This is a genomic window from Thiomicrorhabdus sediminis (assembly GCF_005885815.1).
Taxonomy (GTDB): Bacteria; Pseudomonadota; Gammaproteobacteria; order Thiomicrospirales; family Thiomicrospiraceae; genus Thiomicrorhabdus; species Thiomicrorhabdus sediminis.
Genome location: NZ_CP040602.1, coordinates 1,215,390 through 1,242,102, shown reverse-complemented (window position 1 = coordinate 1,242,102; position 26,713 = coordinate 1,215,390). Strand labels below are relative to the sequence as shown.

28 protein-coding genes are annotated in these 26,713 nt (G+C 45.3%); 12 read left to right on the top strand and 16 right to left on the bottom strand.

Annotation, left to right across the window (positions count from 1 at the left end; translation table 11 throughout):
* Nucleotides 1-62: 62 nt before the first annotated feature.
* Nucleotides 63-1,823 (bottom strand): single-stranded-DNA-specific exonuclease RecJ, encoded by a 1,761-nt coding sequence (locus FE785_RS05710; RefSeq protein WP_138564834.1) that lies wholly within the window; start codon nucleotides 1,821-1,823, stop codon nucleotides 63-65.
* 18 nt (nucleotides 1,824-1,841) lie between these two features.
* Here FE785_RS05710 and FE785_RS05705 point away from each other — a divergent pair, with 18 nt between their 5' ends.
* Together FE785_RS05705 and msrA are read left to right on the top strand one after the other, a co-directional pair.
* Nucleotides 1,842-2,480 carry a YqiA/YcfP family alpha/beta fold hydrolase gene (locus FE785_RS05705; RefSeq protein ID WP_138564833.1) on the top strand — a complete coding sequence of 213 codons (639 nt, stop codon included), beginning with the start codon at nucleotides 1,842-1,844 and terminating at the stop codon, nucleotides 2,478-2,480.
* Between the two features lie 76 nt (nucleotides 2,481-2,556).
* Nucleotides 2,557-3,027: a peptide-methionine (S)-S-oxide reductase MsrA gene (gene msrA / locus FE785_RS05700; RefSeq protein WP_138564832.1), complete on the top strand. Its 471-nt coding sequence runs from the start codon at nucleotides 2,557-2,559 to the stop codon at nucleotides 3,025-3,027.
* A 47-nt stretch (nucleotides 3,028-3,074) separates the two neighbouring features.
* Here the strand turns inward: msrA and FE785_RS05695 are convergent, their stop codons facing one another.
* The 4 genes from FE785_RS05695 to dksA all read right to left on the bottom strand — a co-directional run bounded on the left by FE785_RS05695 (nucleotide 3,075) and on the right by dksA (nucleotide 6,364).
* Nucleotides 3,075-3,398, bottom strand: a complete 324-nt coding sequence (locus FE785_RS05695; protein ID WP_138564831.1) for a hypothetical protein — start codon at nucleotides 3,396-3,398, stop codon at nucleotides 3,075-3,077.
* Between the two features lie 47 nt (nucleotides 3,399-3,445).
* Nucleotides 3,446-4,057, bottom strand: a complete 612-nt coding sequence (locus FE785_RS05690; protein WP_138564830.1) for a hypothetical protein — start codon at nucleotides 4,055-4,057, stop codon at nucleotides 3,446-3,448.
* A gap of 107 nt (nucleotides 4,058-4,164) precedes the next feature.
* Nucleotides 4,165-5,793, bottom strand: a complete 1,629-nt coding sequence (locus tag FE785_RS05685) for a bifunctional aminoglycoside phosphotransferase/ATP-binding protein (protein ID WP_138564829.1) — start codon at nucleotides 5,791-5,793, stop codon at nucleotides 4,165-4,167.
* 142 nt (nucleotides 5,794-5,935) lie between these two features.
* Nucleotides 5,936-6,364: an RNA polymerase-binding protein DksA gene (dksA, locus tag FE785_RS05680; protein ID WP_138564828.1), complete on the bottom strand. Its 429-nt coding sequence runs from the start codon at nucleotides 6,362-6,364 to the stop codon at nucleotides 5,936-5,938.
* A 327-nt stretch (nucleotides 6,365-6,691) separates the two neighbouring features.
* Here dksA and FE785_RS05675 point away from each other — a divergent pair, with 327 nt between their 5' ends.
* Nucleotides 6,692-7,453, top strand: a complete 762-nt coding sequence (locus FE785_RS05675) for an HAD family hydrolase (protein ID WP_138564827.1) — start codon at nucleotides 6,692-6,694, stop codon at nucleotides 7,451-7,453.
* Between the two features lie 90 nt (nucleotides 7,454-7,543).
* Here FE785_RS05675 and FE785_RS05670 read toward each other — a convergent pair whose 3' ends face one another.
* Together FE785_RS05670 and FE785_RS05665 are read right to left on the bottom strand one after the other, a co-directional pair.
* Nucleotides 7,544-7,882, bottom strand: coding sequence for a HopJ type III effector protein (locus tag FE785_RS05670; RefSeq protein WP_138564826.1), 339 nt, complete (start codon nucleotides 7,880-7,882; stop codon nucleotides 7,544-7,546).
* A 29-nt stretch (nucleotides 7,883-7,911) separates the two neighbouring features.
* Nucleotides 7,912-9,387 (bottom strand): FGGY-family carbohydrate kinase, encoded by a 1,476-nt coding sequence (locus FE785_RS05665; RefSeq protein ID WP_168188919.1) that lies wholly within the window; start codon nucleotides 9,385-9,387, stop codon nucleotides 7,912-7,914.
* A gap of 298 nt (nucleotides 9,388-9,685) precedes the next feature.
* Here FE785_RS05665 and FE785_RS05660 point away from each other — a divergent pair, with 298 nt between their 5' ends.
* From FE785_RS05660 to yjgA, 3 genes are all read left to right on the top strand, one after another.
* The gene (locus FE785_RS05660) at nucleotides 9,686-10,828 is read left to right on the top strand and encodes a cell division protein ZipA C-terminal FtsZ-binding domain-containing protein (RefSeq protein WP_138564824.1); all 1,143 of its coding nucleotides are present in this window, start codon (nucleotides 9,686-9,688) and stop codon (nucleotides 10,826-10,828) included.
* Nucleotides 10,829-10,941: 113 nt separating this feature from the next.
* Entirely contained in the window at nucleotides 10,942-12,981 is a 2,040-nt protein-coding gene (gene ligA, locus FE785_RS05655; protein WP_138564823.1) for an NAD-dependent DNA ligase LigA, read from the top strand.
* A gap of 108 nt (nucleotides 12,982-13,089) precedes the next feature.
* A complete protein-coding gene (yjgA, locus tag FE785_RS05650; protein ID WP_238696217.1) occupies nucleotides 13,090-13,527 on the top strand; it encodes a ribosome biogenesis factor YjgA in 438 nt (145 codons plus the stop codon).
* 86 nt (nucleotides 13,528-13,613) lie between these two features.
* Here yjgA and FE785_RS05645 read toward each other — a convergent pair whose 3' ends face one another.
* The 5 genes from FE785_RS05645 to FE785_RS05625 form a co-directional block, all read right to left on the bottom strand.
* Nucleotides 13,614-14,498, bottom strand: a complete 885-nt coding sequence (locus FE785_RS05645) for a DMT family transporter (RefSeq protein WP_138564822.1) — start codon at nucleotides 14,496-14,498, stop codon at nucleotides 13,614-13,616.
* A 23-nt stretch (nucleotides 14,499-14,521) separates the two neighbouring features.
* Complete coding sequence (locus tag FE785_RS05640) at nucleotides 14,522-15,025, bottom strand: asparaginase domain-containing protein (protein WP_138564821.1); 504 nt, start codon at nucleotides 15,023-15,025, stop codon at nucleotides 14,522-14,524.
* 20 nt (nucleotides 15,026-15,045) lie between these two features.
* Entirely contained in the window at nucleotides 15,046-15,510 is a 465-nt protein-coding gene (gene lexA, locus FE785_RS05635; protein WP_138564820.1) for a transcriptional repressor LexA, read from the bottom strand.
* Nucleotides 15,511-15,661: 151 nt separating this feature from the next.
* Nucleotides 15,662-15,964 (bottom strand): YciI family protein, encoded by a 303-nt coding sequence (locus FE785_RS05630; protein WP_138564819.1) that lies wholly within the window; start codon nucleotides 15,962-15,964, stop codon nucleotides 15,662-15,664.
* A 50-nt stretch (nucleotides 15,965-16,014) separates the two neighbouring features.
* Nucleotides 16,015-16,629, bottom strand: a complete 615-nt coding sequence (locus FE785_RS05625; RefSeq protein WP_138564818.1) for a septation protein A — start codon at nucleotides 16,627-16,629, stop codon at nucleotides 16,015-16,017.
* Between the two features lie 181 nt (nucleotides 16,630-16,810).
* Between FE785_RS05625 and FE785_RS05620 the strand changes: the two genes are divergently transcribed.
* The 4 genes from FE785_RS05620 to rluB all read left to right on the top strand — a co-directional run bounded on the left by FE785_RS05620 (nucleotide 16,811) and on the right by rluB (nucleotide 20,141).
* Nucleotides 16,811-17,668: a PHP domain-containing protein gene (locus tag FE785_RS05620; protein WP_238696216.1), complete on the top strand. Its 858-nt coding sequence runs from the start codon at nucleotides 16,811-16,813 to the stop codon at nucleotides 17,666-17,668.
* 156 nt (nucleotides 17,669-17,824) lie between these two features.
* The gene (locus FE785_RS05615) at nucleotides 17,825-18,469 is read left to right on the top strand and encodes an L-threonylcarbamoyladenylate synthase (RefSeq protein WP_138564817.1); all 645 of its coding nucleotides are present in this window, start codon (nucleotides 17,825-17,827) and stop codon (nucleotides 18,467-18,469) included.
* On the top strand, nucleotides 18,466-19,119 hold the full coding sequence (locus FE785_RS05610) for a site-2 protease family protein (protein WP_138564816.1): 654 nt from the start codon (nucleotides 18,466-18,468) through the stop codon (nucleotides 19,117-19,119). The genes FE785_RS05615 and FE785_RS05610 overlap by 4 nt, the downstream gene beginning before the upstream one ends.
* A 95-nt stretch (nucleotides 19,120-19,214) precedes the next feature.
* Nucleotides 19,215-20,141 (top strand): 23S rRNA pseudouridine(2605) synthase RluB, encoded by a 927-nt coding sequence (gene rluB / locus FE785_RS05605; protein WP_138564815.1) that lies wholly within the window; start codon nucleotides 19,215-19,217, stop codon nucleotides 20,139-20,141.
* A 6-nt stretch (nucleotides 20,142-20,147) separates the two neighbouring features.
* Here rluB and FE785_RS05600 read toward each other — a convergent pair whose 3' ends face one another.
* From FE785_RS05600 to FE785_RS05585, 4 genes are all read right to left on the bottom strand, one after another.
* The gene (locus FE785_RS05600; protein WP_138564814.1) at nucleotides 20,148-20,750 is read right to left on the bottom strand and encodes a hypothetical protein; all 603 of its coding nucleotides are present in this window, start codon (nucleotides 20,748-20,750) and stop codon (nucleotides 20,148-20,150) included.
* Nucleotides 20,751-20,809: 59 nt separating this feature from the next.
* A complete protein-coding gene (locus tag FE785_RS05595; protein WP_138564813.1) occupies nucleotides 20,810-21,043 on the bottom strand; it encodes a SlyX family protein in 234 nt (77 codons plus the stop codon).
* A gap of 116 nt (nucleotides 21,044-21,159) precedes the next feature.
* Nucleotides 21,160-22,953 carry a M61 family metallopeptidase gene (locus FE785_RS05590; RefSeq protein WP_238696215.1) on the bottom strand — a complete coding sequence of 598 codons (1,794 nt, stop codon included), beginning with the start codon at nucleotides 22,951-22,953 and terminating at the stop codon, nucleotides 21,160-21,162.
* A gap of 40 nt (nucleotides 22,954-22,993) precedes the next feature.
* Nucleotides 22,994-23,974 (bottom strand): SLAC1 anion channel family protein, encoded by a 981-nt coding sequence (locus FE785_RS05585; protein ID WP_168188918.1) that lies wholly within the window; start codon nucleotides 23,972-23,974, stop codon nucleotides 22,994-22,996.
* A 167-nt stretch (nucleotides 23,975-24,141) separates the two neighbouring features.
* On the opposite strand from FE785_RS05585, the gene FE785_RS05580 reads away from it, so the two are divergent.
* Both FE785_RS05580 and gltX read left to right on the top strand, forming a co-directional pair.
* On the top strand, nucleotides 24,142-25,164 hold the full coding sequence (locus FE785_RS05580; RefSeq protein ID WP_168188917.1) for an SLAC1 family transporter: 1,023 nt from the start codon (nucleotides 24,142-24,144) through the stop codon (nucleotides 25,162-25,164).
* Between the two features lie 97 nt (nucleotides 25,165-25,261).
* Complete coding sequence (gene gltX, locus FE785_RS05575; protein ID WP_138564809.1) at nucleotides 25,262-26,677, top strand: glutamate--tRNA ligase; 1,416 nt, start codon at nucleotides 25,262-25,264, stop codon at nucleotides 26,675-26,677.
* Nucleotides 26,678-26,713: the final 36 nt, after the last annotated feature.

The window sequence follows — 26,713 nt, the reverse complement described above, 5'->3', positions numbered from 1 at the left end:
TCAACTCGGGTTTGTGACTAAATTGAGTAGAGCCCGAACACTGCTTTAGTGTTCGGGCTTTTTTATGCACTTAATAAAGTGGTTAAGCGTAGCTGCAAGCTGGTTCTCCCGGCGAAACGATTGAGGTTAGGCTCATAGGCGCACTGCACCCATTGACCTGTCGTAATATCCAACTGTTCGCTGTCGTCCTGGCGTGCATTGAAATAAATGGCTTGCAGAATGGTACCGCCAATGCTCTGCAGTTTACAGCTTAAATGGGTTTGCGTCTGCCCCACCCAGCGTTGCTGTAACAGTTTAAAGCGTCCGCTAAAAATCGGTTTGGGCCACTCTCGTCCAAACGGCTCAAGTTGACTGATTTCATCAATCAGTTGCGGTACCAGCTGCCAATCCGCCAGTTCACCATCGGTTTCAATGGTCGGGGCAGGGGCTTCATCGCCAAGTTGGTTTTGTATCGCTTGTTCAAATAAGCTTTGAAAACTGCCAAATTGTTCGATCGGTATCATGCAGCCGGCAGCGCCTTTATGGCCACCCATGGAGGTAAATAGCTCGTTATTTTGTTCCGACATCCACTGAAAAGCTTGCCTTAAATCGACATCGGCAACTATTCCGCGTGCACTACCGGCAAGAAAGCCGTCCTGCAAATCGGTCATGGCAACCGTAGGCAAGCCATACTGCTCACCGATGCGTGAGGCGATAATGCCCTGGATGCCGGGATTGCCGGTCAGCTTTAAGCTGATCGAGTAACTGGAGTCTTTGTAGTTTTGCTGCGCTTGAAGTTGTGCCTGTTTCAGCATGACCTCTTGCTGTTCACGGCGATTAAGGTTGTCGCTATCAAGTTGCTCAAGATAGAGGGCGGCTTCATCGATTGTTTCGGCCTGTAAAAATTTCAATGCGGTATTGACGTCGCTGACACGACTGGCGGCGTTGATGCGAGTGGCGACTTGAAACCCTAAAAACTCGGCATCGAATGCTTGCCCCTGGTTATCGTTCAGTTGGCGCATCGCTTGCCAGGCAGGGCTGTGAAAGTTATTAATCAGCTGTAAGCCGGCTTTAACAATGGCGCGGTTGTTTGGGCTTTTTAAGCTCACGCTATCGGCCACTGTGCCGAGCGCGACATTTAGTGCCAGATTCTTTAAGCTTGGTGTCTCCTTATCTATCCATCCGTGTTCAATCAGGCGTTGGCGAACCTGAGTCATAACCAAAAAAATCACGAAACAACCGGCAACGGTCTTGTCGTATTGGCAGCCGGCTTGTTGCGGGTTGATGATACAAGCCGCGCTGGCAGGCGGGCCATCTATTGGAATCTGGTGATGATCCGTGACGCAGACCTTGATACCATGCTGTTTGAGTTGCTGAATACGGGGTTCATCACTTGAGCCTTGGTCGGCCGAGATGACCAGGTCAATCTGACCGTCAAGATTTAAAATACGTTGCACCACCTCGTCGGTAATGCCGTAACCGGTCTGACGCTCACTGATTATGTGTTGAATACGTGATTTATCAACGCCAAAATAATTTTGCAACGCCTGATTTGCCACCCATGCAGAAGTCACGCCATCGGTATCGTAGTCGGTGGCGAGAACAATAAATCCGTTGCCTTGAATCGCCTTGGCGATAATGTCGGCGGCTTGGTCAATATTTTTTAACGCGCCAGGGTGCTGGATATGCTTTAATTGCGGAAACAAAATTTTATCGAGCTGCTCGACGGAGTCGGTTCGGTTCGCCACCAATTGTGCTTGAAACTCACTTAAACCATATTGTTTAGCGGCGTGCAAAACCGTTAAATTAGGTGTTTTATTGAGGATTTTCGGTTTTTTTATCATACAAAGGATTCTACCAGAATGACCGGCTTCACAGGCATCTATCTCCATGGATTTTTAAGCAGTGCCATGAGTGCCAAAGGGCAGTGGTTCAAACATAAAGTCGAACAGTCCAGCGCTGACCAGAATGGTTTGACAGCAAGCTCTGCTCGCTTAACCGAATTGTTAACTCCCAGTTACCAGATTTCGAGCCCGCAACTCAGTGCAAAACAACTTGACGAGGTCATTGCCGAGGTGTTGCAAAGTACACAAAATGTGATTTTAATCGGATCTTCGATGGGGGCCTTTTATGCGCGTTATTTTGCCCATAAATATCGGTTGCCCTATATTATGATTAATCCGGCATTTAATGTAGTACAGCTTTTTAATCAACATTTAGGGCGTTATCAAAATCCCGTAACAAAAGAGTTCGTGGAGATAAATGATTGCTATATCAATGCCTTGAGTGAATTTGAAATCAATGAGATGGATTGTGGTTTGCCAAGCTTGTTGTTGGTCGATAAAGATGATGAAGTCATTGATGTTGATTACGCTTTGCAGATTTATCAAAATGAACTATTTACGCGCCATCAGACTATCGTATATAGTGGCGGGGACCACAGCTTTATTCATTTGCCTGAAGCCTGGTCCGCTATGCAGAATTTCATAAAAAAACTGTAGTCTTGATGATGAGTTAATCTACGGTGAGAACAATATATTTTGCTTGGTTATATTTAAATTTTTTAGGGGATATTTAATGAGTACAGAAACCATGATGGTTGGCGCCGGTTGTTTTTGGGGTGTCCAGTATCGTTTTGATAATATTCACGGCATAGAAAAAACCTTGGTAGGCTATGCCGGTGGCGATACCGAATCACCGAATTACGATAGTGTTTGTCGTGGTGATACCAATCATGCAGAAGTGGTTTGGCTTGAATTCGATAATAACGAAATCAGTCGTCGTCAGCTGCTTGAACTGTTTTTCAGCATGCATAATCCGACAACACTGAATAGACAAGGACCTGATATCGGTACTCAGTACCGTTCGGTGATTTTTTATGCCAATGATGAAGAGAAGTCTCTCGCTGAAGAGGTGATGAAGCAGGCTCAAGCGAACTTTAGTAACCCTATAGTCACGACTCTAGAGCCGATGGCCGATTTCTGGGCGGCAGAAGATTATCACCAGCAGTACTTTCAAAAACGCGGTATTCACGGTGGCTGCCACTAACAGGTTGATTTATGGGGTGGAGTCGATCTTGGAGGTTAACAATCGGGTTAAGCCCAGCCGTCAAAAATCTTGCCCATGGATTGTTCAAAAGTCTGCTTTTCGGTCTCGATGACCTTCAGCAGGCTTAACATATGTTTTTCAGTCATGTGAATACCCAATAGGTTCTGCTCGACGCCCGGAACCGGCTCTGCTTCGAGGTAGTTCTGATAGTTGAGCCGGGCTTCGGGAAGATACTCCCCTTTAGCAATAGCGTTTTGCTGCTTAAGTGAAGCATTGATATGGTCACTATAAGCCGTTAAGGCTTTCTCATCTTGTTTAAATGCATTTTGTGCAATGCTGCTGGCATTGAAAGATGGGCTTTTGATATCCATAAAGCCTCCTTTAATGGGTGTTTAGTGACGATTGGGCAATCGCCTTTCTATATATTATTGCCTGTTGCATCATTTTGTTCAACCGCAAATCTGTCATGGCTCTTGATCTGGTATTCGACAAAGATATTGCCAAGACTTTCACTGCCTTCACGATCAACGATGACCCGCATGGTTTCATCTTCCCAGCGATAGCTGCGATAAGTTAAGCTGCCGCCCCAGCCTTTACGCTCGACAGAGCTCGGGTTGCCCAAATCCGCTATCAGCTCTCTTGCAATATCTATGGTTTTAATTGGTGTGTGACGATTGTTGTTTTCCAGTGAAGTCGGTCGATAAAGGCGTTTGGCTTTAATGATTTGTCCCGCGTAATTGTATTCAAAGGAGACATAATAGCTGTCGCGAATGGCAGACCAGGTGAAAAACTTATCGTAATTAAGTTGTTTGATTGTACTTTTAGCCTGCAGAAAACCACCAACCTTCCAGAAATGCTCACGTACATCCTCGGTGGAACTGGTCAGTAACGGTAAACCCAAAAACTTGGTTTGAGCTAAGGGTTTTTCGGTTTCGGCATGCGCTGAGAATGCAATAAAAACAGAGCAGCATAGCCATCCGAGCGCAATAACTGGCATATTTGATAGGGGGTGTTGTTGTCGACGGTGCATCTCTGTAAACCTGTATCAGTGTTATCTCAGTGAATTAGATTAGCTGGTATCAGGCTGTTTTACTTAAATGTAACGATTATGAGCGCTTAGGGCACAGCCATGCCAGCTTAATCTATATCGGCCAGATTGAGGTATTCTTGAACGGCCTGCTGGGGAAAAAATTGTCGAAGCTGCTTGGCGTGCAACCATAAAGCTTCAGCCCCACTCGGCTCTTGTAAATAGCGTAACTGGTTCTGCATCACCACAGCATCAGCATCAGAAGGGTTGTTATTAAGATGGAGGCGCTGTTCAATGGCAAAACCGGCCTGTTCGCGATCGGTTTTGATATAAATAAGATAAAACTCTTGTTTAAGCTTGGCGCATAAATTGACAAACTTATAACGATGCGCTTGCTTGAGAAAGGTGGCATCAACAATGACATTGAAACCGTTTTGCATGCAAGTTTGCGCATATTGCAGCATAGCGTGGTAGGTTTTTTGATTCATTTCGGCACTGTAAAGCTTGCTTTTTTGCTGGTCATCGACGCGTTGATGAGGTTCAAGCCCAAACAGCGTTTTGCGGATTCGGTCGGAACTGATGACGATCGCTTCAAAGCCAGGTAATTGTTTTAGCATCTGGTTGGCAAAATGGCTTTTGCCGCTTCCTGATATCCCTTGTAGCAAAATACATTTTACCGGTGAATTGACCTGAGTATAACAGTGGGCTTGGTGAACATAGTTTTTAGCAAGGTTTAATACCTGTTTCTGTTCAAGACTGTCTACACCGAGTTGCATGGCTCTCAAGCCAGTGATTTTGGCACGAACCATGGCGCGATAACTTCTATAAAAATTGAGCAATTGCAAAGAGTTATAGTCAAGTGTTCGACTCAAATAGAGAGATAGGCATTGACTGCTTGTTCCGAGCTTGCCGCGGAATTCTAAATCAATTAATAAAAAGGCAAGATCGCTGATCACATCGATCCAGCGAAAACTGTCATTAAATTCGATACCGTCGAATAAAAGCGGTTCGACAACGCCGTTTTCCTCGAATAAGGTAATATTATCGAGGTGCAGATCACCATGGCAGGCACGGACAAAACCATTTTGCTTGCGTAACTGAATCGCAGGTTTTAAAGCGGCAAACCGCTCATGCGTCCAGCTTTCGATTTCGCTAAGTTGTTTCGAGGTGATGGGATCCTTACAGTAATCCTTGAGGCTGGGGAAGTTGTCAACCATCGGCTTCAGTTGGGTTTCAGGTTCCCCCAGATAGGAATCCATCGCAACCGCTTCAGCCTGTTGGTGCAAGCCGACAATCTTGCTGACAATCTGTTCCACCGTATTCTCGTCAAGCTCTTGTTTGTCAAGGAGCCTTCCTAAGACTCCATTTGGATCGAACTGGCGCATTTTGACCACATAGTCAATCACTTCCAAGGTGGGGTTTTCATCCGCTTGATCAAGCGCGATGATTTCGATATTGGAGTTGCTGTCATTTGTTTTTTTTACCAAAGCCATAACGCCCAGATAAAGTTGTGGGGCGGTTCTTTGGTTGAGCTGTAACTCTAATTGGCAGAATTTCTTGCGGCTGGCCAAGCTTGAAAAATCAAGAAAGCCGAAGTTTACCGGTTTTTTTAATTTATAAGCGAATTCACCGGTGAGAAAAACGATTGAAATATGGGTTTCAATCGTGGTGATAACTTCAACATTATGCTTATAGGTCGAAGGGTTGAGTAGGGCGTCAATAAGTGATGACGTATTCAAAACAATGCTCTTTATTATGGAAACGACGAATCGGAAATCCGTGTTTTGGATATTTAGAAGGGTTCGGCTGATAAGCCTTGGGCTTATTTATAACTGATTATTGTGTTGTTTGTAATAAATAAGCCCTTAACGAACAAGGGGATTAGGCAACGCCTTGTTTTTCACGAATCTCTTGCTTACGCTTCATTTCAACAGTCAAGGTGGCTGTCGGGCGAGCTTCCATGCGTGCAATCCCGATTTCTTCACCGCTCATTTTGCAATAACCGTATTCACCGGATTCGATATCACGTAGCGATTTTTCAATTTTTGAAATCAACTTACGCTCACGGTCGCGAGTTCTTAACTCTAGAGCAAACTCTTCTTCCTGTGAGGCACGGTCATTTGGATCGGCAGGGGTCTCAGAATCCTGTTTAAGGTGAGACACTGTGCTATTGGCTTCTTCTAGAAGCTGTTCCTTCCATGCAAGCAACTTCTCTTTAAAGTGTGCCAACATCTCAGGGCTCATGTACTCTTCACCCTTTTTAGGTTTATACGCAGGATAGTTTTCAATAAAGTCGACGTGTTTTTCCATTTTTTTCTCCTAAACTGCGACAGTTATTATGTTTTGTTGGTTTTTCGCAGCTCTCAACCGTCTTTTATATCAGCTTTAGCAATTTTCAACAAGTAAAAATTACTATAGTGTCCCCAAGGAAAATTTAGGAAAAATAGCCAAATAAAAGTCTATAAATTCTCTATCACAGCTTTATGGGTAAAAAGCTTGGCCGAAAAACGAAGTCAGACTGCCAACTATAAGTTTAGGTTATTTATTGCATAACGAGAATTCGTGGTGAAAAGCTTGAATATTTTTCTGCTTTACCGCAGAATCTGCACACTTTTTATATTTTAAGGACACAAAGTTATGTCGACTTTACAAGCGTTATTATTCGATGTGGATGGCACCTTGGCTGACACGGAAAAGGACGGTCATCGTCCAGCATTCAATATGGCTTTTGCCGAAGCCGGGTTAGACTGGAATTGGGATGAAGCGCTTTATGGTGAGCTACTAGCGGTCACTGGTGGTAAAGAGCGTATTCGTTTCTATTTGGAAAAGTTTAATACGGATTTTGTAAAGCCGGATAACTTTGATGAATTCGTCAAGGGCTTGCATGCCGCAAAAACCAAGTTTTACACCCAATTGATGGCTGAAGGTAAAATTCCACTGCGTACCGGTGTTGAAAACCTGATCAATCAGGCTCGTTCAGAAGACATGAGAATGGCGATTGTTACCACAACCACACCTGCGAATGTTACTGCACTATTGGAAAGCACTTTGGGTCAAGGTTCAGAGGATTGGTTTGAAGTGATCGCTGCTGGCGATATCGTCCCGGCCAAAAAACCTGCGCCGGATATTTACATCTGGGCTTTAGAGCAGATGAACCTGACGGCAAATGATGCGATTGCCTTTGAAGATTCTTCAAACGGTATCCAATCATCGGCAGCGGCCAATGTTAAAACCATTATCACGATCAATGACTACACAAAAGAAGACGATTTCAGTGCGGCGGACTTGGTGTTGAATCAAATGGGTGAGCAGGGGGATGCATTCGAGGTACTAGCCGGTGATGCGTTTGGTCATAGCTTCCTTGATCTTGAATTGGTCAAAAAAGTGCATGCTGCTTAACCTGCTTGCTTGAGTTATCGGCAACCTGGTTGCGACAGTAGCGGTAATAATAAAGCGACCCTGTTGGGTCGCTTTTTTTTGGCGTAAAAACTATTTTTCAGACAAGGCAATTCCAGTGAACTCAATGCCTTGCCAGCCAAATTTAATGAAATTACGAATGTTTTGATGGTCATCGTTTTGGGGGTGCTGCAATACATCCACGCTATAGAACTTACCGAATGCATTCAATGTTGCTTGTTCGCTTAGATTGTGCAACTGCGCAAAAGAAAATACTTTACATGAACCGTTGTTTTGGTTGGCTTCATTCTGTAACTCACCATTTTTAAAAGCGGTTGGCGTGAAGTTATAATTAGTATCGATAACCTCCATCACTTGATTGAATTCTTGCGGGGCTTGTTGCAGCAAGCTGATAAGCTGTTCAACGGTCATTGTTTTTTTTCCTTTGTTAAGATTGCGGTTTAAAATTCGATTAATCGTGTGACACCCAAGGCGGCACTTCCATCAGTTGATGTATTGTTCATCAAACTGCTGTGAAGGGTTTTGAAATGCAACCCTCTTAAAGCCATCCATATTTCGTTTTGCAGTCCGCCGCCAATGCTAAACAGGCGATTTACTTGCGTGCCGCTCATTTCGCTGAGGCGTTGATAGGATAGTGTCTCGATATTCACCAATCCGTTGATCAAGTGCAAAATATTGTCGATATGAGGAGCGATATAAGCCTGTTGTTGTTCAGATAAATGGTTAGTGCTACGTGCGGCGTTTAAAATCTCATCGATTCGTTCTGTATCAATGTTTTTGGCCATTGCAATATATTCGGGTAGCACCGCTTTTTTATCGCTGTCGGCAATCGGAAAGCGCTCTCCGGTTTTGATCAGCGGGTAACAATCGCTTTGTTTTTGATAGTCTTGCTTATTGTGCAATAGCTTAATTAATTCCAATAGCTTAATGAGTACAACTAAATCATAGAATTGCAATAACGATAAGCCCCCGCAATTGGATGCCCCACCAACCAGCCAGGCGCTTTTCAGCTTGTGACTATAAAGGCCAAATTGAGATGAAAAAACCGGCTTGTCGGTAACCAGCTTTACTGCGATGGAGGAGCCAAGAGAGCTCACCGCATCGCCGGTTTTATGCGCACCCGTGGCTAAAAAACCGGCGATGCTATCGGTGGTTCCGGCATAAAGCCTTGCACTTTGGTTTATACCATAACGCTGCGCAATACTTGTTTTCACCCTGCCTAGACAGGTTCCTGAGCTAACGATCTGAGGTAGGCTTAATCGATTCGAGCTGTCTTGTTCGATAAGGTTTACAACCCAGTCCGGCCAGGTTTGTGCAATCGAGTCATAACCCAGCTTTAGGGCGTTGTTTTCATCGCTAATATAATCGAAGTCGGCCAAATAATGGTTCACAAGATCAATCTGGTGGAGAATTTTGACAGACTTTGCATCATCTTTTGAAGGGCGTGTCGATAATGCCGCTCTGTTGATAAGCAGCAAGGCTTTTGCAAGCGTGCTTGAAGCGCCGCTAGCGGCCGTTTCAATATTTAGGTTTTGGCATAGCGATGCAATTCTTTGTGCTTCAGCCTTGGCTTGACTATCGTTGTACATCAATGCCTTGGTGATCGGCTTAAGCTCGCTATCGGCCAGAAGCACGGTCGAGGAGGTAGCATCGCAAACAAGATGTTCGACGCGCTGTAAATCGAAATCGACGGATAATTGCCGCAAGACCCGGTTTAATGTCTCAATCCAGATCCTAGGGTCTTGAACGGATACGCCATTTTGGTCGTTGTCTGCATTGTCGGGCAGCGCCATACTTTGGTTGTGTTGCAGCAGGATTTGTTCGTTATTGCTGTTAAGATCGCGCTCGACCAAGCAGCCGCGAATACCGCTGGTGCCGATATCGATACCTAGGATAACTGTGGTTTTGTGGTGCATCTGATCAACGATTATTAAGGCAAAAACGCTATTATAATCGATATTAAACCGTGCATTTTTAGGCTTTACCCAATTGGCGCAGGATTGTGCCGAATTGGGTGCAGTTTTTTTGTGTAATATCGATGACACAATGCGTAATAAAAAGGTTACAATTAGCCGTAAAATAATTATAAACAGGCGTATTTTGGACATATATAACGTGTCTTTAATCACCAAGTCTGTAGGTGTAATAACCGTCAAATTCATTAAAATCACAGAAATAGAATACAAATAGATCAGGGTGTAGTGGAGTTACTCAATGCTGAATGAGTTACAAATTGTTTTGTTAATTTTTGCCAGTGTCGTTTTAATTGGCTTGTATTTTTTTAGTCGTAGCCGCAAAAAAACTCTCAATAAAAGCTCTGAAAACAGTCCGTCCGCTTCCCCGTCACGAAATCCATCAACGGATGATGTCAAAAAAACTCATCAAGAGCCGAAAATCGACAAGATTAAAGCCAAAGAGGCATTACACAATCTAGGCTCTGAACATACTCCAGTTTCTGAGCAAACTCATGCGAGAATCACGGCTGAATCTCAATCAAATCTGGTAAAAAAACAGTTATCCAGCAAGACACCTGCCGAAGAGCCCGTCGAAATTGTCACAGATGCAGTCAATCAAGCTCAGCAGGAGTTGGCAATAGATGCAACGATACCTCATGCCGAAAATACACTAAGTGAAGAAGAGCGTTTTAATCAGAATCAAGGTGTGCTTTCTTTTGGTGATGAATTTGATATACCGGCAGATGCGAAAGACAAAGACAGGGTAAAGAACGAAATCGATGCCGTTAAGGCGCCTGAGAATGAGCCGGATGCAGTGCAATATGCCGCTGAGACATCACAAACCACCGGAGGCAAGCATCATGTTTTGGTTGTCGATGATCCAGGTCTAAACGGCGAGATCGATGCAGCCATGGCTCCTGAAGAGGTTAAACCCTCTTTTGGCATCCCGCCTGAGCAGAAGATACGTAAGCCGGTATCGGCGACCAATAAGGCTCCGCAAGCGTTTATCATTATGATTCTTAGTACCGGTAAAGAATTTAGCATGACCGATGTCAATGCCGCTCTAAGAGGGGTAGGCTTAACGTTATCGGATAAGTCGATTTTCGTTAAAAAGGATTCTACCGGTAATCCGATTATCCGCGTGGCCAATATGCTTGAGCCGGGTACTTTCCCTGAAGAGAATTTGGAAAACTATCATACCCCAGGCGTGGTGATGATTTTGGAGCTACCGACTACGGTAAGAGCGCCCGCGGCGATGGATGACTTGATTCTTATGTCACGTAAGATTTCCCAGCGTTTGGGCGGACGCCTTTATGATATGGATCGCCATTTGATCCGTGAGTCCGATATCCAAAGCATGCGGGACACCGCCTTGGACTATGAATCAGAGCCTTTGACCTGATTGCTACACGACCAAGCCATGTTTTTTACAGCGCAAGCACTTATAAAACATGGCTAGCAAACACATGAAAACCAATAACCATTTATCTGCTCACTTTCCTGTCTATAAATATTATGTCGCAATCCATTGATCATCTCAGCCAAGCTCAACAACAGCAATTATTGGACGATTTAAAACAAGAAATCGCCAAGCTTAACCATGCGTATTATGTGCTGGATGAGCCACTTGCTAGCGATGCCTATTATGATGAGCTCTACCAGCGCTTATTGACGATTGAGAAGCTGCATCCGGAATGGGTTAGCAAGGACTCGCCAAGCCAGCGTGTCGGTGACAAGCCGTTGGCTCACTTCAATAGCGTGACTCATGCGGTACCTATGTACTCACTGGATAACGCCTTTAGTCAGGATGATCTGCAAGATTTTGCCCGTCGAATTAATGATCGTTTGAATAATGAACAGCCTCTGGCGTTTTCTGCCGAACCGAAAATGGACGGTTTGGCAATCAATATCCGTTATGAAAACGGCGAGCTGATTCAGGCGACCACTCGAGGCGACGGTACTGTCGGTGAGGATGTCACTCATAATATCCGCACCATGCGGTGCGTTCCTTTAAAGCTTTGGGGGAGAGGCTGGCCTCAGGTGCTCGAAGTGCGCGGTGAAGTCTTCATGTCGAAAAAGACGTTTAATGCCTTGAATGAGATTCAAATGCAAAATCAGCAGAAGGTTTTTGCCAACCCTCGCAATGCGGCGGCGGGGACCCTGCGCCAACTTGATCCTCGAATTGCCGCGAAACGCAATCTAAGCCTTTATCTTTATGGTTGGGGTGAGATCAGTGACGATTGGCAGCAGCCCTCCGAGTATGAAAAAACGATTTTAAGTTTTGCCGAATGGGGGTTGCCGATCAATCCGGACAGTCGTGTGGTATCCGGCACTAAAGGCATGTCAGATTATTACGATGAGTTGTTGGCCAAGCGTAATGATTTACCTTATGAGATCGACGGTATTGTCTACAAAGTCAATGATTTAACGCTGTATTCTCAATTGGGTTTCACCGCCAAAGCACCGCGTTGGGCTATTGCTAGAAAATTTCCCGCGCAGGAGGTCTGGACGGAGTTGCTCGGCATTGATATTCAGGTCGGACGCACCGGCGCCTTGACACCGGTTGCCCGTTTGAAACCGGTATCTGTCGGTGGTGTGGTTGTCTCTAATGCCACGCTGCACAATCAAGATGAAATCGATCGTAAGGATGTCTGTATTGGTGATACGGTAATTGTCCGCCGAGCGGGCGATGTAATCCCTGAAGTGGTCGGACCGGTGCTGGCACAACGCCCAGTGCAGATAACCCGTTTTGTGATGCCTGAGCATTGCCCGGAATGCGGCTCGGATGTCATTAAAGAGCAAGATAAGGCGGTTTATCGCTGCACTGGAGGGCTTTTCTGTCCGGCTCAGCGTAAGCGCGCTTTACAGCATTTTGTCTCGCGTAAGGCGATGGATATCGTCGGTCTGGGTGATAAACTGATTGATCAATTGATTGATCTGTCTTTGATTAAACACCCGGATGATCTTTATAAGCTCGATATTGAAACCTTGGCCGAATTGGATCGTATGGCGATCAAATCGGCGCAAAATATCGTAGCTGCCATAGAAGCATCAAAGCAGACCACCTTAGCCCGTTTTATTTTCGCTTTGGGAATTCCAGAAGTAGGCGAGGTTACCGCTAAAAATCTGGCCAATCACTTTATCACTTTGGATGCTATTAAAGCCGCCAGTATCGAGCAGCTGCTAGCGGTTGCCGATATTGGCGAGATTGTCGCCCAGCATATTGTCGAGTTTTTTATGCAACCGCACAACTTGGAAGTAATCGATGGTTTGCTTGCCGCCGGTATTGAGTGGCCGACGCCAGAAGTTGTCGAACAGCAGGACTCTGCTTTTAGTGGTAAGGTAGTGGTGTTAACCGGCAGCCTACAACAATTAACAAGAACTGATGCCAAGCAAAAGCTTGAGGCATTGGGTGCCAAGGTAACGGGTAGCATTTCGGCGAAAACCGACTATCTGATTGCCGGAGAAAAAGCCGGTTCCAAGCTTGGTAAAGCGGAATCGCTCGGTGTCACGGTGCTTAGTGAAGCACAGTGGCTGGAAATGATTGGAGAGTAATATGGTCAGACCACGTAACGTCACCGTGTAAAACACAAAAAAGAGGTTCCCGATTGGGAGCAAGAAGAATTTGAAAGCCGCACAGATATTAAAAAGGCGGCCAAAGCGGTGCAGGACTTAGGTGAATCAATTGCCGAATTAACCGAGTCGCAAATCAAAAAGCTACAGTTGCCGAAAACCTTTACCGATGCGGTATTGCTACTGAAAACCATGGATAAAGGACCGGCTTTGAAGCGACAAAAGGCTTATCTTGGTAAAATCTTGCGTCAGGACGAAGATCTGATTGTTGAAATCAAAGAAAAGCTGGCGGAAATCGAAGCCAAGCGTAAGCAGCAAAATGCACACTTTCATAAGCTTGAGCAGTGGCGCGACCGCTTGATTGGTGAGGGCGACGCGGCTTTACATGAATTCATGGAACATTATCCGCAAGCCGATCGCCAGCAGTTGAGACAGTGGATGCGTAATGCGGTTAAGGAGCAACAGCAGGGGAAGCCACCAAAGGCCGCAAGAGAAATGTTCAAATATCTTCGTGCATTGGAGTGGTAATCAATAATACCCGCTATTATTGATGCTATGACTAGACGCCCTTTAATTAGGGTGTTTTTATTAGTGCAAAACTCTCTGGCAGACGCCTACGTACGGCGTTTAAAGCGCCATTCAAATAACAGCAGTCCTGTCAAGAACACCGCGGTTCCGATCCACATGGTGACACTCACGGTTTCATTGTTAAACAAGACACCAAACATCATCGCCGACACCGGAGTCAGTACCGGAATTAACGCCACTTTCATGGCATCAACCTGGCGAACCAGATAAAAATAGAATAAGAAACCGATCACGGAGCCGACAGATGCGGCATAAGCGATTGCCCAAGCCGCTCTATCGCTAAGTTGTGGCCAAGAGATCAAAGTCTCCGGAGCAATCAAAAAATGTCCCAAGACACTAAACCATAAGGCGCCGATAACGATATGCAGCGCCGGAAGCTGCACATGACAGCGCTTAACCAACACGCTGCCTAGCGAATGCAGGCATACTGAGCAGATGGCCGCCAAGATGGCGTAAATCTGTAATGATTCTAGATGCAATGAAAGGTTGGGCACAAAAATAATCAGCAGGCCGCCAAGACTGATAAATATCGCCAACCACTTTCTCCAGCTCAATTGCTGTTCCGGCAACAGCAAATAAGCCAATAAACCTGTAGTGACCGGCGTTAGCGCAAATAACACCGCAATCCATCCGGAAGGCAGGAATTGTCCCGCCCAATACATAATGGTCATACCGCCAAAAATTGGCAGTGCGGCAAAGAAGTAGACCCTTAAGGCTTCAACTCTAAAAGAAAAGGCGAGTGTTGCTGAGCGCCAACGATACCAGTAATAGACTAGTAAAATCAGCAGAGCGCCAAGCGCAGTGCGGCCGGCCACCGCGAAAAACCAATCGTCAGCGCCGCCCCATACGATGGCCAGCGGCGTGGTTGTCCAAATAAGTACAACCATTAGATAAGCGATAATGACCGCCATAAAACCTCGAAAATTAAATAAGACTAAGCCGGTAGGGTGAATTGGCCGGCTTGCTTGTCTTTAATGACTTTATTGCCGTTGAAGACCTTGCCGTTCATGCAGATATAGACACCTGGGGGTTGAAGTTGTACAGCCATTAAGGCGCTGCCGATATTAAACGCTGCATCTGAGTTTGACAGTTTAAAAGGGCGCATGGCCCCGGTGAGGACAATGGTTTTATTATTCAGTTGCGGATTCTGCAATAAGCTCTGGGCAGTCAATGTCATGGTATCTGTACCATGGGTAATGACGATATGCTGTTCGGCACATTGCTGACAAGCTTGACTGATAATGAGTCGATCGTCTTCGTTCATGTCCAAGCTGTCTTTTAACATCAGCTGATGTGGTTTGATCGCCAAGGTGGTATTGGCCTCGGTCAACAATTGATCAAGATGCGAATTGGCGAAACCCAGTTCACCGCTAATTGGGTTGTAGTCTTTATCGATGGTGCCACCGGTAATAAAAAGACGGATCGCTTGTTGAGTCATTACTTGAATAGCCTGATGGATTAAGGTTGGCGCAGAATACCGGTAACGATACCGAGAATCTCAATATCTTCGTTTTTAAGGATAATCGGCTCCATATCTTTATTGGCTGGCTGTAGGCGCACGCCACTTTTTTCGATATAGAGTTTTTTCATCGTCACTTCTTCATTGTTGATACGCACCACAACGGATTCACCGTTTTCAGCCGAGCTGCGGCGCTCAATAATGACAATATCGCCATCTTCGATGTTTTCATCGATCATCGAACTTCCTTTGACTCTAAGAGCAAAGGTTTCACGCTTCACCATGCTGGAAGGGACTGAGACCGTGTCATAATCCATTTCCATCTGAATCGGTTCACCGGCCGATGTCCAACCCAAAAGCGGAATACTGATGAAATCGACATCCATCATCTCCAAAGGATCAATGGCGGTTTGCAGTTGCAGTTTCTGGTTACGCTTAGGAATCAGATAGGCGACATTGGACATAAATTAAACTCCGCATAATGGCTTGTAAAAGCAAATAACGATTTTAAACCGATCTTGTGCTTTATTGATCGAGTGCGTTCTTAAACTATAAATATATACAGTCAAGCTTTATTAAACAAGCCTTTTCAAGCCATTCTGCCGTAGTATTTTTTTAGGCAGGCAGAACCTTTTTAAATGGTTTGACGACAACCTTTTCGTAAACACCGGCCGCTAGGTAAGGATCATCATTAGCCCACTGTTGAGCCTGCTCAAGCGAATCGAATTCGGCGACAATCAAGCTGCCGCTAAAACCGGCTTCGCCCGGGTCTTCACTGTCGATTGCCGGATTAGGTCCTGCCAGAAGCAGTCGGCCGCTTTCAGCCATCTCTTGTAAGCGCGCAATATGGCCTGGTCGGGCTTGTTTACGGAGCGGTAGGCTGTCTGCAACATCATAAGCGAAAATCGAATAAAGCATGGTGTATTCCTTGATTTTTATTTTAAATAACAAGTGTTTATCAAATCTGATTAAAACTTTTTCTTATCATTCAGTTTTTCAGTCAGTTCATCTTCTGTGTGCCCATCAAGACGTGCTTCCGCTTCCGCCTCGGAATCCGATTCCTGAATATAACGGCTGATATACAGACCTTGAATGACAATGAATACCAGCGTCATTCCCATTAGCCCGAACAGTTTAAAGTTTACCCAGGTGTCTTCATCATAGTTATAGGCAACATAAAGGTTGGTAATGCCGGAAATAATGAAAAAGAAAATCCAAAGCCAGCTTAAGCGAACCCAGATCAGATCGGGCAGACTGATTGCTTGTCCCATCATGCGCTGTACAATCGGCTTTTCGCCAATAAAGTGACTACCAAGAAACACCAGGGCAAAGCCCCAGTTAACGATTGTAGGCTTCCACATAACAAAGGCAGGGTCTTGCAGAATCAGGGTTAAGCCACCCAAAACAAGAATTAAAGCCAAGGTAATCAAATGCATTTTTTCCACGCGTTTATGTTTCCAGTAAACATAACCTACCTGAACGACAGAGGCGACGATAATCACCGCTGTGGCGGTATAGATGTCATACATCTTATAGGCGATAAAGAAAAGAATAATGGGAAACAAATCGAACAAGAATTTCATAATTAGGGCTGCTTTTATGTTAATTTAGAGGGGATTCTATATGGGTTTGTATTGAATTTAAAGGAAATTAGCCGCATTTAAGATTTTTCTCTTTCAGTGTTGCTAAACATCAAAATCACCATTAGCCCCTAATTGAAATTTAATCCAACTTGTCTGCCATTTGTTTTAAAGGTTATCTGTTATGACAAAAGTTATGAAAATCGATTTGCACTGTCATAGCACCGCATCCGATGGCAGCTTGTCACCGAATCAGTTGATTGATCTAGCCGTTAAACATGAGGTCACCCATTTAGCGATTACCGATCACGACACCACCGCCGGTTATATGCAGGCGCTTGATTATGCAAAAAACAATCAGGTGGAACTGATTAGCGGTGTGGAAGCGTCTTGCGACTGGCAAGGGCATACCATTCATATTGTCGGCTTGGATTTTGATGTGACCAATAGCGCTTTGCAACAAGGCTTGCAACATATCCGCAATTTGCGCCTGGAACGCGCCGCCTTGATTTGTGAGCGCTTACAAAACAAGGCTCGAGTTAATATCGATAACCTTGAAGAAAAACTCAATGACAAGGTTGGTGAAGGGGTTGTCGGGCGTAATCATATCGCGCAGATTCTTGTTGAGCATGATCTGGTGAAAAACACACAGCAAGCGTTTGACCGCTATCTGAAAAAAGGGCGTCCAGGTTATGTCGCGGCCAGCTGGCCGTCATTGCAGCAGATTGTTGAATGGATTGTCCAAGCCGGTGGCATTGCGGTTATTGCCCATCCTGGTATCTATAAATTCACCAGCAGTAAACTCAACCGCATGATTACCGATTTTAAGGCCGCTGGTGGACAGGCCATCGAAGTGGTCAATCAACCTCGTCATAGCGCGGAAATCAATGGGATGGCAGATAGGGCCAAACGTTTTGAGCTCTGGGCCTCGGTGGGTTCTGATTTTCATCGTCCTGAACATACCTGGCGCGGTCTCGGTTGGCTAGCCCCTTTACCGCAAACCGTGACGCCGGTATGGGCGCATTTCAAACAAAGCGCCTAATCCATTTTCGAATGGGGTGTGGCCAATCGCTTCAAATTACTGAGTAAATAAGTGCTGAAACCTATGTTCAGCATAAACAATTGGCATTAAAGCGCTTTGTCTTTTGCGTATAATACGGCGTATTATTTAAATAACGAAGTATTCAGGACGACGATTGTGGCTAAAGGCGGTTCAAGAGACAGCATCTATATAAGTGTTCACCCGGACAATCCGCAGGAGCGCTTATTGCTTCAGGTGGTCGACATTCTAAATAAGGGGGGCGTGATCGCTTATCCGACCGAATCCGGTTATGCGCTGGGCTGTCTGCTGGATAACAAGGAAGGTGCCGAACGCATCCGTCGTATCCGTCAATTAGATCCAAAACACCCGTTGGCACTAATGTGTCGAGATCTGAGTAATTTATCCGAATATGCTAAGGTTGGTAATCCTCAATTTCGTTATCTAAAAACCCATCTGCCGGGGCCTTATACCTTCTTATTGCCGGCAAGCCGGGAAGTGCCGAATCGTTTACAGTCACCCAAACGAAAAACCATTGGTTTACGCGTTACCCCGAATACGGTCACCAATGCCTTGTTGGGGTATTTTGATAAACCTTTGTTGACCGCCACCATGATTGAACCGAATCAGGATGGCTTGACGCAACCGATGACCGATGGCTGGAGTATTCAGGAATCATACGGGCATTTATTGGATGCGGTTTTAGATGGTGGTTTTAGTGGCTTTGAACCAACCACAATTATTGATTTTACCGATGAAGAACCGGTTTTGATCCGTCAAGGACAAGGGGAGTTCCTGCAGTGAATGAGCTTAGCACCATTCAGTTAGTCGCTGTTTGGGCATTGCCGGTCATCTTTGCCATAACCTTGCATGAAGTGGCTCACGGCTGGGCGGCATTAAAGTTCGGTGATAAAACTGCATTGATGTTAGGCCGTTTAACCTTGAATCCATTAAAGCATATCGATCCGATCGGTACGGTCATAGTGCCTTTGGTTTTGGTGGTTTTAGGCGGTTTTGTTTTCGGTTGGGCCAAGGCGGTGCCTGTCGATACGCGTAACTTCAGAAACCCTGCGGCGAATATGGCTTGGGTGGCATTAGCCGGGCCTGCGGCCAATTTATTGATGGCCATCGGCTGGGCTTTACTGACCAAGCTTGGCACGGTAATGTACGAAACTTCACCGGATATGGCTCAGTTCGTTATCTATAGCGGTATCGCAGGTGTCAGCATCAACCTGATTCTAATGGTATTAAACCTGATTCCGATTCCGCCTTTAGATGGCAGTCGAGTGTTATCGGCGTTTTTACCCAAGCCGCTGGCTTGGCAATACAACCGCCTAGAACCTTACGGTTTTTTTATTTTATTAGGCTTGCTGTTTTTCGGCATCCTAACCCCTTTATTGCTGGGGCCTTTTAATTACCTCAAAGCGCTATTGTTTGCTTTGGTAGGTCTATGACTTGACTAGTTGAGAATACTGGCGCACCCCAATTATGCTAATCGCGGTAAAATAGCGCCATTAGTTTGCATACGCTTGAGAATACGAGAATATTTATGAACGCACCAACAGGTGAAAAACTACAGAAAATACTAGCCAGAGCCGGCTTCGGCTCAAGACGTTCGGTAGAAGCTTTGATCGAGCAGGGCTTGGTGAAGATCAATGGGCGCACCGCTAAGCTTGGTGATCGAGCTACTGCGGCAGATAAAATTAAGGTGCGGGACCAGGCGGTTCGTGAAACACGTCTGCAAAAGCAACCAACCCAAGTCATTCTTTATAACAAACCCGAAGGCCGTTTATGTACACGCAATGATGAAAAAGGGCGCGATACCATTTTCGCGCAGCTTCCACGCATTGTTAACGGTCGTTGGATCAGTGTTGGTCGTTTGGATTTGAATACCAGTGGTCTGCTGGTGTTGACCAATAACGGCGAGCTGGCCAACCGTATGATGCATCCGTCATATGAGATCGAACGTGAATATACGGTGCGTGTTTTCGGGGAGATCAGTGATGCCATTATCAAACAGTTGGTGACAACCGGTGTGGTATTGGAAGACGGACCGGCAAAATTCGGCAAGGTCACCAAAATGCCGACCCATGAAGCCGACTCGATGAACCAATGGTATCGTGTCACCATTAAAGAAGGGCGTAACCGTGAAGTACGCCGTATATGGGCGGCAGTCGGTGTTCAGGTAAGTCGCTTGCACCGCGTCCGTTATGGTGAGTTCAGTTTGCCACGCAACCTACGTAAAGGAAAAACTCAGGAGTTATCCTGGAAGCAGGTCAATCAATTATTGAAATCGGTCCACCTGCCACCGGAAGCCCGTCCGGACTTGAATAAACATCAAGTGGTTAGCGAAAAGAAAAAGAAACGTATGCAAACGGCCAGCAAGCCGGTGGCGCGCAAACCTTCCTTAAAGCAAAGAGGCAAGCGCACCGTTCACGATTTGAACGATTGGGATAAGCCGAAAAGACGCCGTTAAGATTGATTACAAACGGCTAATGGCTTTTACAATCGAAATTTTGGTTGCATAGATAATCTGGTTACCGGGTTCTGCTGACAGCTTGTCGTTGTGGGCGCTACTCCAGCGCCACCCGGTTGAGCTTTTCACATTGACGATAAACCCTTCAATCTCAACAACGTTGCCGATCTTGATATTGTTTAACATCGCCTTAACGCCATTATTGGCTGGAATAATATTCAGATTGGCGATCTTATGCTCGACATCCTCGCTCTCCAAGGGCATGGTTTCCGAATCCCAGCTATAACTACGCTCGAAATGGGAAAAGTCATAAGCTTCGATATAACTCTCATCGGACATCTCCTGCCAGCCGACAATCATCGCAAACGGTGATAGTCTTGAGGCGCGGTCAAAATAGTAATGGGTAGCATGTAGCACACGTACTTCAGCACTGAAGTTGTTGCTAGGGTAAATGGTAAAGTCACCGTCCCTGAAGGTTTTTGTATCTGCTTGAGAGACATAAGGCGCACCGCCTGCGACAACGCCAGGCCCCAGCTTTGGTGCCGAAGAAACATAGTAAAAATGCTGCCAGACAAACACGGCTAACGCGAGCGCTAGGAGTTTTTTCATTGAATTATCCTGTGTTCAATTAATTTTTAATTCTATTCAATCTATCAAATTATCGCCATTTAATAATGCGGTGGCGGAACTTCTTCTTCCGGTTTTTTTATGCCGTCCTGTATCTTCAGGCTCTTGATGTATTCCGTCAGCAATTGGATTTTATTTTCCAATAACTGTATTTGTTGGTGTTGTTTGCCAACCGTGGTTTCAAGTGCGGCAATGGTTTCATCCTGAAAACTTTGATTGATCTCCAGTTGATGAAACTTCTCTAATATCACATCGGGGGTTATGGTTTTGCTCATCTTTTCTCTCAAAAGCTTGTCATCAAGCCTCTAACCAGTGTAAGAGCCCCTTTAAACAAAGTAAAGCGGCTTGCACGTTGATCCTGTCACTGAATCGCGGCATGGACTGGGTTAATCTAAACAGGCAACCAGTTCAGTTCGGTTTTTGTCTCATTGATGCTTAGCACCACTCTGTCAGCGGGCGCCTCGGTCAAGCTTAGTTCGGTAGCTCTTAACTCATCACGTCTGAAATAATGACAGCTCAGGTTTGCACCAGGCTTATTGCGAGTCATCAACTGTTCAAGCTGAGCCTTGTTTTGCATGCGTAAGCCGTTGATTGCAATGATTTCATCCGCGGCCGATAAACCGGCATGATAAGCCGCTTGATTGTGCCAGACATGAGTCAGCTTAATCGAATTATTACCACTATCGACGACATTCGCCCCCAAAGCATTGGCCAGATAATTGTCTTTGGCGTCAGAATCACTACCGCCTTGGTCGGCAAGGCTGCCGGCAGGACGCAACTTGAAATCAATGCCGAACTTGGCAAACAGGTTGGCAAAATCGATATCATCGGTAGCAAACAAGCTGCTGGCAAAAAACTCGCTTAAATCCATGCCGGCTACCTCAGAACAAATCTCTTCAATTTGACCGTCTTCGAGTCCTATCTGTTTTTTGCCGAAATTGTGCCAAAGAAAAAGCAATACATCATCGAGCGACTTCTGATTATTGTTTTGTTCTCTAATCATTAGATCAAGAGCCAGGGCAATCAAACTTCCCTTGGTGTAATAGCTGATAATCGCGTTCGGCGCATTTTCATCCTGCTGGTAGAACTTGGTCCAGGTTAGCCATGAAGAATCGGCCACCGATTGCTTGAAACGCCCCGGCATGCGATAAACGCGGGTCATCTGTTTGGCAAGGATGGATAAATAGGTCGGTTGATCGATGACTCCGGCACGCAACAGAATCAAACTGTCGTAATAGGAGGTCACCCCCTCGAACCACCATAGCTGGGTGGTATAGACCGGGGTTTGCAAATCGGCAAGCTGATAAGCCTTAGGTTGAATGCGCTTAACATTCCAGCTATGGAAATACTCATGGCTACAGAGCTCTAAAAACTGTAGATAGCCATCCGTGGCTTTTTCCATGCCGTGGTAGGGAAGATCATTACGACTGCAAATCAGCGCGGTCGAGTTTCTGTGTTCAAGACCGCCATAATCACTGCCGGTCACCATTACCTGAAAAAGATAATCCTGCATTGGCGGGGGGTCTTTAAACAGTTTGATTTCAGTCTCGCAGATTTTGATAAGATCAGCGGTTAAACGCTCATAATCACAATCGAATACACCGGTAATCACCATCCTATGAGGGATGCCGCAAGCTTCAAAACTAATTTCCTTAAAGGTTCCCATCTCAACCGGGTAATCGATCAATGCCGCATAGTTTTCCGCCTGATAAAGGCCAAAGCCGTTTTTATCAGTTTTTTGCGCCGGCATTCCTGTGGCGACTTTCCATCGTTGTTGTCGGCAGAATTCAGTTTGGGCGATTTCCACCCGACAAACTTGATCTTGCTGCCCGACCACTTCAATGAACATAGAGGTACCGTTAAAAAAACCATGACTTTCATCAAAATGCGCGCCGCGCACGGATAGGTCCCAAGCATAAACCTGATAGCTGATTTGCAAGGCTTTGCCATGATTGGCAATACGCCAGTTGGATTTATCGAGCACCTCAACCTCAAGCCGATTGCCTTGGCTATCCTGCGCTTCGAGTTTGGATAAGTGCTTGGCGAAATCGCGAATCAGGTAGCTCCCGGGAATCCAGTTGGGCAGGCGTAAATATTGAAACGGCTGTTGTGGGCTTTGAATATTTAAACTGACGGCAAATAAATGCGCTTTTGGATCCAGTGGAGTAATGCTATAAGAAATCATATTAACGAGTCTTGTCCTTTTCGGCATCGGTAAATAATTATTATTTCTGTGCGGGTTGCGGCGGCACGCAAAGTTGTTGTTTTTTCACCGCCCATAAGGTTTTTGCCGTCAAATGTGCCACCAAGGCAATAAGCATAGCCAGCAGGGCAAAGCCGATATAGGCAAAAAACGACATATCGAGCTGTTCATACATAATAAAACTGGCCAATGTCATTGCGGCAATAGGGAAGGTGTAAGCCCACCATGAAAGCGAAAACGGTACGGCGATAAAGCGCGGCAGCTGGCTCAATAACAACACTGTCATGAATAGCGCAATATAAAAGAGGATTCGCGCGAAATCATCGACGCCAGCCATGGCTTGCAGATTCATGTAAGAGATGAAGCCGACCGCAGGTGGTGCTATTAAAATAAACAGCGTCGGCTCCAATACCTTAAGCATTGGCGGGTGGAAAAACAGGCGATACATAACAATGCTGTTAAGAATCAGCCAAAAAATCAAACCGATGCTAAAAAAGAACCAGGCGACTTCAAGCGGGGCAAAGTTAACCGCACCAATCGGTACGACGATATTGCCGACAACCGGGATAAACCAAGCCGGGTTCATATGGGTGATTTGCCACTTTTCCTGATGAATCCAGTTGTTAAGAATCATCAGTAAAAAGCCAAACTGCATCACTGCACCCAGTGTCCATAAAACTTGGGCTAAATCGAAATCAATATCTTTATAGATCAAACTCAGTAGCAATAGACTGATACTGAAAGTAGGAAAAAAGTGGAGTGCAACAGGGTGGCTGAATTCATTATGAACCGCTTTCATGTGTTTGATTAGTTTAGCCATGTAAATCACTGAAATCAGAGTGAAAAACAAAGTTGTTATAAAAGCCAGTGCATAAAATATTTGGCTGGCGAAACCAAAGATATCACTGATTTCCTTGGCCACCAGGGTCAAGCCACAATACCCCATAATGGCGCCAAATAAATTAATAGGAAAAAAAGCCAATCTAGGCTGATCTGATTGCATAAAGCCACCTATGAATAATGCACAGTCAATACCAATCATTGTATCATTTGAAAGCGTCAATAAAACCTTCTATAACCGTGCAATCTTTTATTTATAGGCTTTGTTAAAGCGATAGTGGTTTAAAATGAATTATCTTATATGGCATTTGGTGAATCACAAGGGGCTTTGTGCGTAACTTGTCTTCCAGTATTTTCCTGTTTGGTATTCCTCTTGGCGTTCTCGGCACCTCTGTCAATGCCTATCATTTCCAGCAATTACTCGCTGTTGAGCACGATTTAGCATTGGGGCTTCGTTGGTATGGTTGGGTAAGCTTGGCTCTGGTGTCGGCAATTTATCTATTCGGCTGGCTGCGCCATTATGAAAACCAACTGATCGAGTGGAAAGACTCTGCCAAGCGATCGTTTATTGCAGCGATTATGCTGACATTGCTATTGTTTTGGCTCAGCCTTATCGAAGCGCAGGTTCTTTCCAGTCAATCCGAGCTGGCCTTAAACCTGTTGTTGATGCTCGTTGTTTTGCAATTTATATTAAATATTTATCTGTTAAGTGGCTGGCTGTTTAATGATCAACTTGATATCAAAGCCCTGCAGCCGAGTTGGTTTATTATGCTTTCGGGAAATTTTACCGCCAGCATCCTGCTAAGCATCAAGACTCCTGCACAACTACTATGGCTACAAGAGCTTGCCTATCTGTTTTATGCGATAGGCTGCTTCGGCTGGTTAATTATCGCCACCTTACTGTTTTATCGCCTGTTGTTTTATCCTCGCTTCGACGCCAATATAAGGCCTAGCTTGTTTATTTTTCTTGCACCGATTTCATTGGCGGCAATTGCCTCTTTATTTATCAATCATGAGCCGCAGGCTAGCACGCAACTTGATGAAACAAGCCTGAATGTCATTAGCTGGATAGGGTTGAGTTTTGCCTCACTGTTTTTAGTGTTGTGGTTAATCCAATTAAGGCAGTTTATTGTTTGCGGCATCTCCATGGCCAGTTGGGCTTATGTCTATCCTCTAGCCGCTTTTGGCTTGTTGTTGCAATATATGGCACAGATATATGAAAGCCTGTGGCTGACTGTTCTTAGTGGCTTGATTTTGATTAGCCTGTTGGTTCTGATCAGCTTATTAACCGTCTGGTTAATTAAAAGCAGCTGGGCTGATTTCTATGCATCCGACCAATCAGCCAACAGATAATGAAAAGCATGGCTTAGGGTATGTAATTTTAGCCGTAAGCGTTCTCTAAGCGTTTATAATAGGCGTTTTTTCTAAACCTAATTTTTGGAGTCCTGTTGTGATTCGTACACGATTTGCCCCGAGCCCTACCGGTTATTTACATATCGGCGGTGTTAGAACCGCTTTATATTCATGGTTGTTTGCCAAGAAAAATGGCGGTGAATTTACACTGCGTATCGAAGACACCGATCTTGAGCGCTCAACTGAAGAGTCTGTAAATGCTATTTTGGAAGGGATGAGCTGGTTAGGTTTGGATTACGACCATGGTCCGATCTATCAGACGCATCGTTTTGAGCGTTATAAAGAAGTCATCAATGACCTGATGGAACGCGGTTTGGCTTATTACTGCTATGCCACACCAGAAGAACTGGATGAAATGCGTGAACAGCAGAAAGCGGCAGGGCTTAAGCCTCGTTATGACGGTCGCTACCGTGACTTCGATGGCGAACCACCGGCAGGCATTGATCCGGTTATTCGTTTTAAAAACCCGATAGAAGGTGATGTGGTTATTGATGACTTGGTAAAAGGTAAAGTTATCGTTAACAATCGTGAGCTGGATGATTTGATTATTGCCCGATCGGACGGCACACCAACCTATAACCTGACCGTTGTGATTGATGACTGGGATATGGGCATGACTCATATTATTCGTGGTGATGACCATCTTAATAACACACCCAGACAAATCAATCTATATGAAGCGATGGGAGCACCTGTGCCTAAGTTTGCTCACATTCCAATGGTATTGGGTGAGGACGGCAGCCGACTTTCCAAGCGTCACGGCGCGGTCAGCGTTTTACAGTATAAGGAGCAGGGCTTTTTACCGGAAGCGTTGTTGAACTATCTGGTGCGTCTAGGCTGGTCTCATGGTGATCAAGAAGTCTTTACTATGGATGAGATGGTTCAGTTGTTCAATCTGGATGCGGTAAACGGGTCGCCATCAACTTTTGATACCGTCAAGCTGACGTGGATTAACGAACAACACCTCAAGATGGCCAATGCCGATCACTTGGCAACGCATCTAGCACCGTTTGTCACTCAGTTAGGTTGTGATTTAAGTCAGGGACCGCAATTGAATCGGGTGGCTGATCTATTGCGTGACAGAGCCAAGACTTTGGTCGAGATGGCGCAAGGGGCAACTTATTTCTACAATGACTTCAGTGAATTCGATGCGGATGCCGCCAAGAAGCATTTACGTCCGGTGGCGGAAGAGCCGCTACAGTTGCTATTAACTAAACTTGAAGGTATTAGTGACTGGCAGGCAGAGGTAATACATCAGGCAATCAATGTAACCGCTGAAGAACTCGAAGTCGGTATGGGTAAAGTCGGCATGCCGCTTAGGGTCGCCATTACCGGAGGTGGACAATCTCCGGCAATCGACCAGACCGCTGAATTGATTGGTAAAAAGCGTTGTTTGACTCGTATCGGTATGGCATTACAATTTATTGCCGAGCGCAAAGCCAATCAGCAATAAACTGAGATAAGCCCTGTTGAGCAATATAAGCTCTCA